This is a genomic window from Deltaproteobacteria bacterium, assembly GCA_016933965.1.
Taxonomy (GTDB): domain Bacteria; phylum Desulfobacterota; class Syntrophia; order Syntrophales; family UBA2210; genus JAFGTS01.
In genome coordinates this window covers 1-15,216 of the sequence record JAFGTS010000036.1, presented here as the reverse complement: position 1 = coordinate 15,216, position 15,216 = coordinate 1, and the positions used below count along the sequence as shown (strand labels likewise).

Annotated in this window: 12 protein-coding genes and 5 tRNA genes; all 17 read right to left on the bottom strand. The window is 57.1% G+C overall.

The window, feature by feature from the left end; genetic code table 11:
• Positions 1-27: 27 nt before the first annotated feature.
• The 17 genes from fusA to JXO48_08490 all read right to left on the bottom strand — a co-directional run bounded on the left by fusA (position 28) and on the right by JXO48_08490 (position 15,188).
• Complete coding sequence (gene fusA, locus JXO48_08570) at positions 28-2,106, bottom strand: elongation factor G (GenBank protein MBN2283927.1); 2,079 nt, start codon at positions 2,104-2,106, stop codon at positions 28-30.
• Between the two features lie 44 nt (positions 2,107-2,150).
• The gene (rpsG, locus tag JXO48_08565; protein ID MBN2283926.1) at positions 2,151-2,621 is read right to left on the bottom strand and encodes a 30S ribosomal protein S7; all 471 of its coding nucleotides are present in this window, start codon (positions 2,619-2,621) and stop codon (positions 2,151-2,153) included.
• Between the two features lie 15 nt (positions 2,622-2,636).
• Entirely contained in the window at positions 2,637-3,008 is a 372-nt protein-coding gene (locus JXO48_08560) for a 30S ribosomal protein S12 (protein ID MBN2283925.1), read from the bottom strand.
• A 67-nt stretch (positions 3,009-3,075) separates the two neighbouring features.
• Positions 3,076-7,227 (bottom strand): DNA-directed RNA polymerase subunit beta', encoded by a 4,152-nt coding sequence (gene rpoC, locus JXO48_08555; protein ID MBN2283924.1) that lies wholly within the window; start codon positions 7,225-7,227, stop codon positions 3,076-3,078.
• 54 nt (positions 7,228-7,281) lie between these two features.
• Complete coding sequence (gene rpoB / locus JXO48_08550; GenBank protein MBN2283923.1) at positions 7,282-11,373, bottom strand: DNA-directed RNA polymerase subunit beta; 4,092 nt, start codon at positions 11,371-11,373, stop codon at positions 7,282-7,284.
• Positions 11,374-11,433: 60 nt separating this feature from the next.
• Positions 11,434-11,823 (bottom strand): 50S ribosomal protein L7/L12, encoded by a 390-nt coding sequence (gene rplL, locus JXO48_08545; GenBank protein MBN2283922.1) that lies wholly within the window; start codon positions 11,821-11,823, stop codon positions 11,434-11,436.
• Positions 11,824-11,847: 24 nt separating this feature from the next.
• Entirely contained in the window at positions 11,848-12,375 is a 528-nt protein-coding gene (gene rplJ / locus JXO48_08540) for a 50S ribosomal protein L10 (GenBank protein MBN2283921.1), read from the bottom strand.
• Between the two features lie 167 nt (positions 12,376-12,542).
• Entirely contained in the window at positions 12,543-13,253 is a 711-nt protein-coding gene (locus JXO48_08535) for a 50S ribosomal protein L1 (GenBank protein MBN2283920.1), read from the bottom strand.
• A 21-nt stretch (positions 13,254-13,274) separates the two neighbouring features.
• The gene (rplK, locus tag JXO48_08530) at positions 13,275-13,700 is read right to left on the bottom strand and encodes a 50S ribosomal protein L11 (protein ID MBN2283919.1); all 426 of its coding nucleotides are present in this window, start codon (positions 13,698-13,700) and stop codon (positions 13,275-13,277) included.
• Positions 13,701-13,761: 61 nt separating this feature from the next.
• A complete protein-coding gene (gene nusG / locus JXO48_08525; protein MBN2283918.1) occupies positions 13,762-14,292 on the bottom strand; it encodes a transcription termination/antitermination protein NusG in 531 nt (176 codons plus the stop codon).
• Between the two features lie 3 nt (positions 14,293-14,295).
• Positions 14,296-14,499 (bottom strand): preprotein translocase subunit SecE, encoded by a 204-nt coding sequence (gene secE, locus JXO48_08520; protein ID MBN2283917.1) that lies wholly within the window; start codon positions 14,497-14,499, stop codon positions 14,296-14,298.
• 23 nt (positions 14,500-14,522) lie between these two features.
• Positions 14,523-14,599 (bottom strand) — tRNA-Trp (locus JXO48_08515).
• 18 nt (positions 14,600-14,617) lie between these two features.
• Positions 14,618-14,767 (bottom strand): 50S ribosomal protein L33, encoded by a 150-nt coding sequence (rpmG, locus tag JXO48_08510; GenBank protein ID MBN2283916.1) that lies wholly within the window; start codon positions 14,765-14,767, stop codon positions 14,618-14,620.
• Positions 14,768-14,789: 22 nt separating this feature from the next.
• Positions 14,790-14,865, bottom strand: a tRNA-Thr gene (locus tag JXO48_08505).
• Positions 14,866-14,913: 48 nt separating this feature from the next.
• Positions 14,914-14,989: transfer RNA gene (locus JXO48_08500), tRNA-Gly, on the bottom strand.
• A gap of 21 nt (positions 14,990-15,010) precedes the next feature.
• Positions 15,011-15,095, bottom strand: a tRNA-Tyr gene (locus tag JXO48_08495).
• Positions 15,096-15,112: 17 nt separating this feature from the next.
• Positions 15,113-15,188 (bottom strand) — tRNA-Thr (locus JXO48_08490).
• Positions 15,189-15,216 lie beyond the last annotated feature (28 nt).

Sequence of the window (15,216 nt, the reverse complement as noted above, 5' to 3'; positions counted from 1 at the left end):
AATGGTTGTATTCAGAATTCCTGATTATTATTTCCTCTGCTTTTTTTCAACAATATCCCGAGCCAAATCTTCTGACAAGGCATTATAATTCAAAAACTTCATCGTAAAGGCGGCTCGTCCCTGCGTCTTTGACCGCAGATCGGTCGCGTAGCCGAACATCTCCGCGAGGGGGACCTCCGCGTGGATCGCTTCCGACGCGGGCCTCGATTCCAGGCTGACAATCTTTCCCCGCCGGGAGCTGAGGCTGCCGATGACATCGCCCAGGTACTCCTTTGGAACGACGACTTCAACAGACATGATGGGCTCCAGGAGGATCGGATGGCACCGCCTGGCGGCTTCCTTGAAGGCCATGGAACCGGCCACCTTGAAAGCGAGCTCCGATGAATCCACCTCGTGGTACGAGCCGTCGACCAGGCTCACCTGGACATCCACAACGGGATAGCCTGCCAGTACTCCCTCTTCCAGGGCTTCCCGGACACCCTTTTCGACGGCCGGGACAAACTCGCGGGGAATGACGCCGCCGATGATCCTGTCCTTGAACTCGAACCCGCCGCCGGGCACCTGCGGTTCTATCTCCAGCCAGACATGACCGTACTGGCCTCGTCCGCCCGACTGCCTGACGAACTTGCCTTCGGCCCGTCCACCCCGCCGGATCGTCTCCTTGTAGGCCACCTGGGGATTTCCGATATTCGCTCCGAGGCCGAATTCCCGCGAGAGCCGGTCCACGATGATCTCAAGGTGAAGCTCGCCCATGCCCGATATCAGGGTCTGTCCCGTGTCCCTGTCCTGCCTGACCCGGAAGGTCGGGTCTTCACGGCTGATCTTCTGCAGCGCCGTGTCAAGCTTTTCCTCGTCCACCTTCGTTTTCGGCTCGATGGCAATGGCGATGACGGGTTCGGGAAATTCGAGCTTTTCCAGCAGGAGCGGGCTGTTCACATCGCAGAGCGTGTCTCCCGTGGATGTCACCTTCATGCCCACCGCGGCGGCGATATCACCGGTCCGTACTTCCTTTATGTCCTCGCGCTTGTCCGCGTGCATCTTCAGAAGGCGCCCGATCCGTTCGCGCTTTTCCTTCGAGGCGTTGTAAATATAGGAACCGCTCTCCAGAACGCCGGCGTACACCCTGAAGTAGGTCAGCTGGCCCACGTAGGGATCGGTCATGATCTTGAAGGCAAGCGCCGCAAAGGGAGCCTCGTCCCGGGGCTCGACCGACAGGGTCCCGCCTTTGGTATCCCGCGCGACCACGGGCGGCAGATCCAGCGGCGACGGAAGGTAGTCGATGACGGCGTCGAGCAGCGGCTGCACGCCCTTGTTCTTGAATGCGGAGCCGCACAGAACCGGTGTTATCTTCATCGACAGGGTCGCTTTCCTGACCGCCTGCATGATGTCTTCATGTGAAAGAACTTCTTCGTTCAAATATTTCGTCATCAGTTCCTCGTCATAGTCGGCGAGGGACTCGATGAGTGCTTCTCTCTCTTTTTCAGCCGTTTCTCTCAGATCGGGAGGTATCTCGCTCGTGGTATATTCGGAGCCCAGGGTATCCTGATCATAGATGATCGCCCGCATCCGGATGAGATCGACAACGCCTCGGAACGTTTCCTCCGAGCCGATGGGTATTTGCAGCGGCAGGGGGTTCGCTCCCAGCCGGTTTTTTATGGCTCTGACAACTCCCCGGAAATCGGCCCCGACCCTGTCCATCTTGTTGATGAAAGAGATCCGGGGAACACCGTATTTGTCGGCCTGCCTCCAGACGACCTCCGACTGGGGCTCAACACCGCCGACGGCACAGAACAGGGCGACGGCACCATCAAGAACCCGCAACGACCGCTCAACTTCAATCGTAAAATCAACATGCCCCGGGGTATCGATAATATTAATCCGGTTATCCTTCCAGAAACAGGTCGTCGCGGCGGAGGTGATGGTGATTCCCCGCTCCTGTTCCTGTTCCATCCAGTCCATGACAGCGGCGCCGTCATGCACTTCGCCCATCTTGTGGGAAACCTTCGTGTAATAGAGAACCCTCTCCGTGGTCGTGGTTTTCCCCGCATCGATATGGGCCATGATGCCGATATTACGTATATGCTGTAAAAGAACCTGCCGTGCCAAGAGATGTTCACCTGCTCTGAATAAACCGTCGCGGAGGGACGCCCTTAAAACCGATAATGGGCAAAGGCCTTGTTGGCCTCGGCCATCTTATGGGTGTCCTCTTTCTTTTTGATCGCTCCGCCTCTGTTTTCGGCCGCATCAATCAACTCGGCTGCAAGCTTTTCCCTCATGCTTTTTCCGGCACGACCATTCGCGTTGCCGATCAGCCACCGGATCGCCAGGGCGACCCGCCTGTCCGGCTGCACTTCCGTGGGGACCTGATAGGTGGCCCCGCCTACCCGCCGCGATTTCACCTCGAGAACGGGTTTGACATTGCTCATCGCCCGCTCAAAGACATCGATGGGCGACTCCTTGCTCTTGTGTTCAATAATGTCAAAGGCCCCATAAAGGATCGACTCGGCGGTGCTCTTCTTCCCCTTCTTCAGAAGGTTGTTGACGAAGCGCGCCACGAGCACGCTGTTATATTTCGGATCCGGCAGAACCTTTCGTTTTGTTACCTCTCGTCTTCTCGGCATGGCACTTATCCCTGCTTACTTCTCTCTCTTTGCTCCGTATTTTGAACGTCCCTGTTTTCTATCCTGCACTCCAATGGCATCGAGCGTGCCACGCACGATGTGGTATCGCACGCCGGGAAGGTCCTTGACTCTGCCGCCACGCACCAGTACGACGGAATGTTCCTGCAGATTATGGCCGATCCCCGGGATGTAAGACGTCACTTCATATCCGCTCGTGAGGCGCACACGGGCGACCTTTCGCAGAGCGGAATTGGGCTTCTTGGGCGTCGTCGTATACACACGAACACAGACACCTCGCCGCTGGGGGCATTCCGCCAGCGCGGGGGCGGCCGTCTTTTTCCGTACCTTCTGTCTCCCTTTTCGTATCAACTGGTTGATTGTTGGCATTCTTCCTCCACTGCAATATTCACTGCCGCCGAACTAATCAAGTACACGCAGAAATTCGGTCTGTGTATCAATTCGCAGCTTCTCTGTCAAGGCTTTTCTCTTCTTCATGCTCAATTAATTGAGACTCTTCCGGGGCCGCTTCCTCACCGGCGTCATCGACGTCGATACCCAGCTTCTTGTAGGTGGTGATCCCTGTTCCGGCGGGGATGAGACGACCCATGATAACGTTCTCTTTCAGGCCCCTCAGAAAATCGATCTTCCCCGACATGGCCGCTTCCGTGAGGACGCGGGTCGTTTCCTGGAACGACGCCGCCGATATGAAGCTGTCCGTCGTCAGCGATGCCTTGGTGATTCCCAGAAGCACCGGCTCGGCGATGGCCGGGGTCCCGCCGGCGGCGGCAACCGCTTCGTTCGCCTCTTCGAACTCGGACCGGTCCACCTGCTCGTCTGCAAGGAAGGACGTACTTCCCGGTTCCATGATACGAACCTTCTTGAGCATCTGCCGGACGATAATCTCAATGTGCTTGTCGTTGATCTTGACACCCTGCAGCCGGTAGACCTCCTGGACCTCGTCCACCAGGTAGCGGGCCAGGTCCTTTTCCCCCTTGATGCTGAGAATGTCGTGAGGGTTGCTGGCGCCGTCCATCAGGGACTGTCCCGCCACCACCACGTCACCTTCCTGGACGCTGATGTGTTTCCCCTTCTGGATGAGATATTCCTTGGGATCGCCCACGTCGGGGGTGATGATGACCCGCCTCTTGCCCTTGACGCCCTCACCGTAGGTGACGGTGCCGTCGATCTCGGAAATAACGGCATGCTCCTTTGGTTTCCGCGCCTCGAAAAGCTCGGCGACACGGGGCAGACCGCCGGTGATGTCCTTGGTCTTCGTCGTTTCCCGGGGGATCTTGGCAATGATGTCACCGGCCCGTATGAACTCGCCCTCGGACACGACGATGTTGGCCCCCACGGGAAGAAGGTGGCGGGCGATAACGTTCGTCCCGGGCAGTTTTGCCGTTTTGCCGTCCTTGTCCTTGATCGAAACCCGGGGGCGAAGATCGATATTCCGGTATTCAACGATGACCTTGCGGGAAAGGCCGGTAACCTCGTCGACCTGCTCCTGCATGGTCTTTCCTTCTACGATGTCACCGAACTTGATGGTCCCGCTCACCTCGGAAAGGATCGGAATGGAATAGGGGTCCCACTCGGCAAGGAGCTCGCCCTTTTTCACCTCTTTTTCCTTGGACATTCTCAGGTGGGCGCCATAGGGAACGGGATACTTGCCGCGGCTCCTTTCCTTCTCGTCAAGGACATGGATCTCACCGTTGCGGCTCATGACCACGATGCGGTTGTTGCTGTCCACCTCCATGTGGAGGTTGACGAACTTCAGCGTTCCGTCGTGGCGCGATTCCAGGGTCGAATGTTCCTCGAACTTTGCCGTACCACCGATGTGGAAGGTCCTCATCGTCAGCTGCGTGCCGGGTTCGCCGATGGACTGGGCGGCGATGATGCCGACGGCCTCGCCGATATTGACGAGATGGCCGTGGGCAAGGTCACGCCCGTAACACCGGGCGCAGACACCGAATTTCGATTTACAGGTGAGAACGGAGCGAATCAGCACCCGTTCAAGGCCCGCCCGGTCGATCTTCTCCGCCAGGGCTTCATCGATCTCCTCGCTCGCCTTAACGATGACCTCTCCGGTGAAGGGGTCTTTCACGTCCTCAAGAGCCACACGCCCGAGCACCCGTTCACCGACGGTCTCGATGATCTCGCCGCCTTCCACGAGGGCGAACACGTCGATGCCGTCAATGGTATTACAGTCACTTTCCGTTATGATGCAGTCCTGCGCCACATCGACGAGACGGCGCGTCAGGTACCCGGAGTTGGCCGTCTTGAGGGCCGTGTCGGCCAATCCCTTGCGGGCGCCGTGTGTCGAGATGAAGTACTGCAGGACCGACAGCCCCTCCCTGAAATTGGCGGTAATGGGCGTCTCGATGATCTCTCCCGAGGGTTTCGCCATCAGTCCCCGCATGCCGGCAAGCTGCCTGATCTGGGCGGCGCTTCCCCGGGCGCCGGAATCGGCCATCATATAGATCGGATTGAAGCTCTCCGCCTTGAAGGCCGTTCCCTCCGGGGACGCGACATCCTCATTGGCGATATCCCTGAGCATCTCATTGGCGACCTTTTCAGTCGCGTGTGCCCAGATATCAATGACCTTGTTGTAACGCTCGCCGTCGGTTATGAGACCTTCCATATACTGCTGCTGAATTTCCAGAACATCGTTCTTTGCCTGGTCGACGATGCCTTCTTTTCCGGGCGGTATCATCATGTTATCGATACATATGGAGAGTCCCGACAGCGTGGCGTACTTGAATCCGACGTCCTTGAGACGGTCCGCCAGAATGACCGTCGCTTTCGCGCCCACCGACCGGTAAGTGTGATCGATGAGATTGGCCAGTTCTTTTTTGTTCATGACCCGGTTGATGAATTCAAAGGGAATCTCCTTCGGAATGACCTCATAGAGGAGCACCCGGCCGACGGTGGTATCCACCAGCCCGCCGTTCATCCGGACCCGGATCTTGGCATGGAGCTCGACGGCATCGGCATCAAAGGCGCACCGGACCTCCTCAGGGTCGGAAAAGACCATGCTTTCCCCGCGGGCGAATTCCTTGGACCTCGTCATGTAATAGATCCCCAGTACGATGTCCTGGCTGGGAACGATGATCGGTTTCCCGTGAGCCGGCGAAAGGATGTTGTTCGTGGACATCATCAGGCACCGGGCCTCGACCTGGGATTCAATGGACAGGGGGACGTGAACGGCCATCTGGTCGCCGTCGAAGTCGGCGTTGAATGCCGCGCATACCAGCGGGTGCAGCTGGATCGCCTTTCCCTCGATCAGGACGGGTTCAAATGCCTGGATACCGAGCCGGTGGAGCGTGGGAGCACGGTTCAGGAGCACGGGGTACTCCCGGACGACCTCGTCAAGGGCGTCCCAGACCTGGGGGTCTTCGCGCTCGACCATCTTTTTCGCGCTCTTTACCGTGGTAACGAAGCCCTTTGCCTCGAGCCGGTTGTAGATGAAAGGCTTGAAGAGCTCCAGGGCCATTTTCTTCGGAAGCCCGCACTGATGGAGCCGAAGGTCGGGACCGACGGTGATAACGGACCGTCCCGAGTAGTCGACCCGCTTGCCGAGCAGGTTCTGCCGGAATCGGCCCTGCTTTCCCTTGAGCATGTCCGACAGGGACCGCAGGGGACGTTTATTGGAACCCGTCACGGCCCGCCCCCGCCGGCCGTTGTCGAAGAGGACGTCCACCGCTTCCTGGAGCATGCGTTTCTCGTTGCGGATAATGATCTCCGGCGCGTTGAGCTCGAGGAGCCGTTTCAGGCGGTTGTTCCTGTTGATGACCCGCCGGTACAGGTCGTTGAGGTCCGACGTGGCGAATCGGCCGCCGTCTAGGGGAACGAGGGGCCGCAGGTCGGGCGGTATGACGGGAAGGACCGTCAGGATCATCCACTCCGGCCGGTTGCCCGACTTCTTGAGGGACTCGGTCACTTTCAGCCGCTTGACGATCTTCTTTCTCTTCGTCTCGGAATGGGCGTCATCCAGTTCCACCCGCAGTTCCTTATCCATCTCCTCGAGATCGATCTCTTCCAGCAGGGTCCGGATGGCCTCGGCGCCGATCCCCGCCTTGAAGCTGTCGGAACCGTACTGCTCACGGGCCTCGATATATTCTTCCTCGGTCAGAAGGTCCTTCTTGCCGAGGGGCGTATCCTTGGGATCGAGAACGATCCACGATTCGAAATAGAGGACCTTTTCCAACTGTTTCAGGGTGAGATCCAGAACATTTCCGATCCTGCTGGGGAGGCTCTTCAGAAACCAGATATGGGCCACCGGCGCCGCCAGGACGATGTGCCCCATCCTGACCCGGCGGACCTTCGACTGAATGACCTCGACACCGCATTTCTCGCACACCATGCCCCGGTGCTTCATCCGCTTGTACCTGCCACAGAGGCACTCGTAATCCTTCACGGGACCGAATATCTTCGCGCAGAACAGGCCGTCCCGCTCGGGCTTGAAGGTCCGGTAATTGATCGTTTCAGGTTTTTTCACTTCGCCGTGTGACCAGGACATGATCTTTTCCGGCGAGGCGAGGGACACCCGCACGGCATTGAACCGTATGGGATCCTTGGGTTTCTCAAAAAATCCGTAAATATCTTCCACTGGATTCAACTCCCTTTATAGTATCGTTTTCCTTGAGGGCCGATCATCGGTATCTCAGGCGTCCTCTATCATTTCCACATCGATACCGAGACCCTGCAATTCCTTTACGAGGACATTGAACGACTCCGGCAACCCCGGTTCCAGTGTATGATCGCCCTTAACAATTGACTCGTACATTCTTGTTCTCCCCGCCACGTCATCAGACTTGACGGTGAGAAATTCCTGCAATGAATAGGCCGCTCCGTAGGCCTCGATGGCCCAGACCTCCATCTCGCCGAGACGCTGCCCGCCGAACTGGGCCTTCCCGCCCAGCGGCTGCTGGGTCACCAGCGAATAGGGACCGATTGACCGGGCATGGATCTTGTCATCGACCAGGTGGTGGAGCTTGAGCATGTAGATCATGCCCACCGTGATCTGCTGGTCGAAGGGCTCACCTGTCCGCCCATCATAGAGTCTGACCTGCCCTACCTCGGGAAGGGACGACATCTTCAGCATTTCCTTGATCTCGCCTTCCTTGGCCCCGTCGAAAACGGGAGATGCCATGGGAATACCACTTTTGAGTTTCGACACGAACCGCTTCAACTCGCCCTCGTTCATGCCGTCCACAAAGCGGGAGAACTCATCAGTGTTGTACAGCTTCTTCAGCTCTTCTTTTATTTTCTTGACGCTGAAACGTTCTTCCAGAAGCCGCTGCACATCCTCTCCCAGCTTCTTGGCAGCCCACCCCAGGTGCGTTTCCAGGATCTGGCCCACGTTCATGCGGGAAGGAACGCCAAGGGGGTTCAGAATGATGTCCACGGGTGTCCCGTCTTCAAAGAAGGGCATGTCCTCCTCGGGAAGGATGCGGGAAAGAACACCCTTGTTCCCGTGCCGTCCCGCCATCTTGTCGCCCACGGAAAGCTTCCGCTTGATCGCCACGTAGACCTTGACCAGCTTGATGACGCCCGGCGGCAGCTCATCGCCCATTTTGACCTTTTCGATCCGCTCGGCGAAGAAATTGTCTATCACATCTATCTTGTCGTCGAGGTTCCTGCAGATCCGTTTCAAGCGCTCTTCCGCATCCGCGTCGTCAAGGGCGATCTCCTTCCAGAATTCGAAGGGGGTCTTCTTCAGAAGTTCGTCGGTGATAACCTCGCCCTTCTTGATCAGGATCTTCCGTTTCTTCGTGTCCATCAGGCGCGACACGACGGTCTTGCTGATGAGCATTTCAGCGACCTTTTTCTTGACGTTTTCCGTAATGATCTTTTTCTCGTCGTCACGGTCCTTCAGAAGCGCGGCGATATCCTCATCCTCGAGCTTCTGTGACCGCGCGTCCTTGTCGGCACCTTTCCGGCTGAATATCTTCGCGTCGATCACCGTGCCTTCGACGCCGGGCGGTACGCGCAACGAGGTATCGCGGACATCACCCGCCTTTTCACCGAAGATGGCCCGCAGCAGTTTCTCCTCAGGCGAGAGCTGCGTCTCACCCTTGGGCGTCACCTTGCCCACGAGGATGTCGCCGGCCTTCACGGAAACGCCCATCCGGACGATGCCGCTCTCATCGAGGTTCCGCAGGGCCTCCTCGCCGACATTCGGGATGTCCTTGGTTATCTCTTCCTTGCCGAGCTTCGTATCCCGGGCCACGGTCTCGAACTCTTCGATGTGGACCGACGTGTAGATATCGTCCTTGACGATGCGCTCGCTCACCAGGATGGAATCCTCAAAATTGTAACCACCCCAGGACATGAACGCCACGAGGACGTTACGCCCCAGCGCCAGCTCGCCGCTGTCGGTGGACGAGCCGTCGGCGATGACGTCGCCCCGTTTGACCCGGTCTCCCCGCGTAACGATGGGTTTGTGGTTGAAACAGGTATTCTGGTTCGTCCGCCGGTACTTGATGAGATTGTAGATGTCCACGCCCGTTCCGGACAGGTCGCCCTCGCCGTCGTCGCACTTGATGACGATCCGCGAGGCGTCGACGTCCTCGATGAGACCTGAGCGTTCCGCCACGATGACCGTACCGGAATCACGGGCCACCACGCCTTCCATTCCCGTTCCCACCAGCGGCGCTTCCGGCTTCATGAGCGGAACCGCCTGGCGTTGCATGTTTGAACCCATGAGGGCCCGGTTCGCGTCGTCGTGCTCGAGGAACGGTATGAGGCCGGCGGCGACACTGACGAGCTGATTCGGTGACACGTCCATCAGGGTGATCTCAGTGGGATCGACGGTGACGTAATCGCCGCCCTTTTTCGCCGTTACCAGAAGCTCCGTGAACCGTCCCTGCCAGTCGAGCTTGCTGTCGGCCTGGGCGATGACGTGGTCCTCCTCCTCGATGGCGGTGAGATAGACGATCTCGCTGCCCACCTTGCCGTCCTTCACGATGACCGAGGGCGTCTCGATGAAGCCGAACTCGTTGACACGGGCATAGGTGCTCAGTGAAACGATCAGGCCGATATTGGGACCTTCCGGGGTTTCCACGGGGCAGACACGGCCGTAATGGGTATTATGAACGTCCCTGACCTCGAACCCCGCCCGCTCGCGCGTCAGGCCGCCGGGGCCCAGGGCGGAAAGACGCCGCTTGTGGGTGACCTCCGACAGGGGGTTCGTCTGATCCATGAATTGCGAGAGCTGGCTGCTCCCGAAGAACTCATTGACAACGGCCGTGACGGGCTTGGCGTTCACCAGGTCGTGGGGCATCATCGTCTCCACGTCGAGCAGGCTCATCTTTTCCTTGATGGCCCGTTCCATCCGCACCAGGCCGATCCGGTACTGATTCTCTATCAGCTCACCCACGGAACGGATCCTCCGGTTGCCCAGATGGTCGATGTCGTCGACGCTGTAATCGCCGATGTTGTTCTTGAGATTGATAAGGTACTTGACGGCATCCATCACGTCCTCTTTCCGCAGCACGCAGATGTCCGTGGGAACGTCCTTCAGGCGAAGTTTGTAATTGATCTTCGCCCGTCCCACGTCGGAGAGGTCGTAGGTGTCGGCGTTGAAAAAGAGGCTGTTGAAGAACTTCTGGGCCGTTTCGAGGGTCGGGGGATTGCTGGGCCGCAGCCGACGGTAGATATCAATGATCGCTTCCTCTTCGCTGTCGATCCGCTCCAGGAGCATGGTGTTCCTGATGTAGGCGTTCACCCCTTCCTCATCGAGCTGAATGAGATGAACTTCCTTCACCCCCTTCTCGATGAGCTGCTGCGCCCCCTCGGCGGTGATCTCATCGTTGCACTTCATGAAGGACTCGTCCGTTCCGGGGTCCTTCACGTCGGCGGCGAGGACCTTTCCCACCACGTAATCCTCAGGAACTTCTATATGCTTCAGGCCCGCGTCGACCATCTTCTTCAGGGCCACCTTGGTGATCTTCCGGCCCTTCTTGACGAGGGACTCCTCCGACTTGGGCTCCTTGATGTCCTCGGGCGCCTTCTCACCGACGAGGGCATCGTCAACGACGAGGAAGAACCGGCCTTCGCGGTTCACCACCGTCTCCACGTTGTAGAAGTACCGCATGAGGTCCCCGGCGGAATACCCCATCGCCTTCAGGAGGATCGTGACGGGCATCTTCCGCCGCCGGTCGATCCGGGCATAGAGAATGTCCTTGGGGTCGAACTCCAGGTCCAGCCAGGAACCGCGGATGGGGATGATGCGGGCGGAATAGATGAGCTTGCCGCTCGCGTGGGTCTTCCCCTTGTCATGATCAAAAAAGATGCCCGGCGAGCGGTGGAGCTGGCTCACGATGACCCGCTCGGTACCGTTGATATTGAAGGTACCGTTCTCCGTCATGAGCGGTATCTCGCCGAAGTAGATCTCCTGCTCTTTCATGTCCCGGATGGTCCGCTGTTCGCTTCCCCGGTTGCTGTCAAACACAACGAGCCGCACCACGATGCGCAGCGGTGCGTTGAAGGTCATACCCTTTTCGGTACACTCCCGTACGTCATACCGGGGGGTGCCGATCTTGTAACTGATGAACTCCAGAGAGCACTTCCCGCCGAAATCGACGATGGGAAAGACGCTCTTGAAGGCCCCCTGAAGGCCGACATTGCTCCGCTTTTCCGGGGACACATCGGCCTGCAGGAATTTTGCATATGACTTTTTCTGAATCTCGATGAGATTCGGGATCTCAACGATCTTCTTGATCCGACCGAAATTCTTTCTGATTGTATCCATCACAACCCTTATTCTGAGCCGCAGCTCATTTTTTTGATGTAGATGGGTATCGTTTCCTCGTTACTTGATCTCAACGGTGGCGCCTACTTCTTCAAGTTTCGCCTTAATATCTTCAGCTTCCTGTTTGGAGACACCCTCTTTCACCGGTTTCGGAACGCCCTCGACGAGGTCCTTGGCCTCTTTCAGCCCGAGACCTGTCACGGCGCGGGCGACCTTGATGACCTGGATCTTCTGGTCACCGTACCCGGTGAGAATAACGTCAAACTCGGTCTTCTCTTCCGCCGCCGCAGCCGCACCGGCCGCCGGGGCCGCACCGGCCGCCGCAACCGCCACGGGCGCCGCCGCGGAAACACCGAATTTTTCTTCCAGTTCCTTTACCAGTTCCGACAGTTCGATGACCGTCATTTCCTCGATAAACTTGATTACGTCTTCCTTCGTGATCTTTGCCATTTTCCATCTTCCTTCCTGTATGTGTTAATTCTCAGATTCTTCTCTTTTCACCCGATAGGCTTCAAGGACCTGTACGAAGCTCCTCGGAACGGCGCTGAGGACGGTGACCAGTTGTGTCTGCACGGCCACCATGAGCGAAAGCAGTTTCGCGATGAGCACGTCCTTGCTCGGCAGATCGGCAAGCACCTTGATCTGGTCGCCCGTCAGGAGCCTGCCTTCGAGAACGCCCGTGATGACCTCCAGTTCGGCGTTCTTCTTCGCGAACTCCACGAGAGCCTTCGTCGGTTCAACCACATCGCCGTAATTCATGATAAGCGCCCGGGGGTCCTTGAGGTACTCCTCCAGGAGCACGAAGTCCGTATCCTTGAGGGCGATCCTGAGAAGACTGTTCTTCACAACCTTCATCTCGCCGTCGACCTTGCGGAGCTGATTGCGCAACTCGGTTATCTGTCGCACGTTCATGCCCTTGTAGTCGACAAGGACGGCCAACTTCGTGTCTTTCAGCTTACCGTGAAGCTCGGCAACAACCTGTTCTTTTGTACTTCGATCCAATCTCCGGCCTCCTTTCGATAGGGGCTAACCCCCTGCTTTTACAATCCATGAAAGTCAGACCGCCCATACAGGAAGAAAACAGAAAACACCACGATTGTCTCGGCAGGCCGAAACGCTGTTCGATTAAACATCCTGTACCTGCTGTCTCTGACTTTATGTTTTTGATCTTATCCCGCTCTTAAAATGTTCCTCACATCCGTAGTATCCACCTTGACTCCCGGACCCATGGTTGTGGAAAGTGAAATGGTTTTGAGGTAGGTTCCCTTACTCGATGCTGGTTTCAGTTTTATAATCGTATCGATCAGCGCCAGGAGGTTCTCCACGAGCTTGTCGGCGCCGAAGGATGCTTTTCCGACGGGACTATGGACAATACCTGCTTTTTCCACTCTGAATTCTACTTTACCTGCCTTGAGTTCCTGAACGGCGTCCTTCACGTCGAAGGTCACCGTACCAACCTTGGGATTGGGCATCAGGCCCCGGGGGCCCAGGATCTTCCCGAGCTTGCCGACGGTCCCCATGATATCAGGGGTCGCCACCACCCGGTCAAAGTCGAGCCACCCTCCCTTGATCTTTTCGACCAGCTCGTCGGAACCCGCGTAATCGGCACCCGCCTCAAGGGCTTCGCGTTCCTTGTCACCCTTCGCGAAGACGAGCACCCTGACCGTTTTCCCCAGCCCGTGGGGAAGGACACAGCTCCCGCGAACCATCTGGTCCGCGTGTTTCGGATTCACTCCGAGCCGAATGGCCGCATCGACCGTTTCGTCGAACTTCGCGCCCGCCGACGAAAGGGTTATTTCCATTGCCTCACGCAGCGTATACCGCGTGCCCGGCTCAATTTTCTTTTTTACTTCCGTGTATCGTTTGCCCCTGTTAGACATGTGCTCAAACTCCGAACCGTTTTAAGGAATAATCTCGATGCCCATGGACCGCGCCGTGCCTTCAACGATCTTCAACGCGCCTTCCATGTCAACCGCGTTCAGGTCTTTATACTTGACCTCGGCAATCTCTTTCAGCTGCTTTTCCGTCACCTGCCCCACCTGCTCACGCTTCGGGTCACCGGCGCCCTTGGCGATCTTGGCCGCCTGTTTCAGAAGAACCGACGTGGGCGGTGTCTTGGTGATAAAGGTGAACGACTTGTCGGCGTAAACGGTAATAATGACAGGAATGATCGTTCCTTCCTGGCTTTGCGTCAAGGCGTTGTACGCCTTGCAGAATTCCATGATGTTCACGCCATGCTGGCCCAGGGCCGGGCCGATCGGCGGCGACGGTGTCGCCTTGCCCGCCTGGATCTGGAGCTTAATGTTCGCGATTACCTTTTTTGCCATTTCGTTCCCCTTACCGTGAAAGTTCCCGTACAGAACTTTCCGCCGGCGTCACACCTGGCGGTCAGTTCTGAACGACCTGTATAAACTCGAGCTCGACCGGCGTGGACCGGCCGAAAATACTTACGATAACACGCAATTTGCCTTTTTCCGGCTTGACCTCATCGACGATGCCGTCAAAATTGGTGAAGGGACCGTCGATGACCCGCACATGATCACCCACCTCGAATTCGAACTTGGGTTTCGGCTTCAGCGTACCCTCGTCGATCCGGGTCTTGAGCGACTCCACGTCGGCGTCGGGGATCGGCGTTGGACGGTCGTTGACCCCGATGAACCCCGTTACCTTCGGCGTGTTCTTCACCAGGTGCCAGGTATCGTCATTCATCTCCATCCGCACGAGGATGTACCCGGGAAAGAATTTGCGCTTGGACGTCTTCTTCTCGCCCTTCTTGAGCTCTACCACGTCCTCCTCGGGGATCAGGATATCTTCGAAAAAATCACCCATCCCCGCGGCCTGGATCCGCTCCTCGAGGGACTGCTTGACCCGGTTCTCAAAACTTGAATATGTATGAACGACGTACCAGTGAAACGCCATGCCCTATCCTAAAATCATGCGAACGATCTTCGTGAGACCCAGGTCGACGGCGCCAAGGAAGAAAGAAACGACCATGACGACGATAATGACCACCGATGTCGACGCAATGGTCTGCTTCGGCGTGGGCCATGCCACTTTCCGCAACTCAACCCTGGCCTCATTGAGGAACTGCCGTATGTTGTTATAGTTTTCCTTTATCTTTTCCATCGACGGACCCGGCTCAATAAAAATGGCAGGCCAGGAGGGACTCGAACCCCCATCACCCGGATTTGGAGTCCGGTGCTCTATCCATTAGAGCTACTGGCCTGTTTTCCTGTCATCCTGCCTATTTGGTTTCTCTGTGAACCGTATGGGTTCTGCAGAACCGGCAATACTTCTTTAACTCGAGGCGATTTTTGGTCGTCCTCTTGTTCTTCGTTGTTGAGTAATTTCTCCGTTTACATTCGCTGCATGCAAGGGTGATAATATCTCTCATTCCGAACCTGCTTTCACTGAAATGGAGCCCACGACCAGGATTGAACTGGTGACCTCATCCTTACCAAGGATGTGCTCTACCGACTGAGCTACGTGGGCCGTTCCAAACTCAGTATTTCTTCCCTTCCTGGAGATCCCTCAAAAAAATGGAGCGGGAAACGGGATTCGAACCCGCGACCCTCAGCTTGGAAGGCTGATGCTCTAGCCACTGAGCTACTCCCGCATCCTCACGTATATCCACATATGGTGGAGGGGGGAGGATTCGAACCTCCGAAGGCTTCGCCGGCAGATTTACAGTCTGCTCCCTTTGGCCACTCGGGAACCCCTCCGCACGTATCTGAGCCACTGGAGCTGGCGATGGGACTCGAACCCGCAACCTGCTGATTACAAATCAGCTGCTCTACCGATTGAGCTACGCCAGCAACCGAAACCATGTATATTCACGTACTT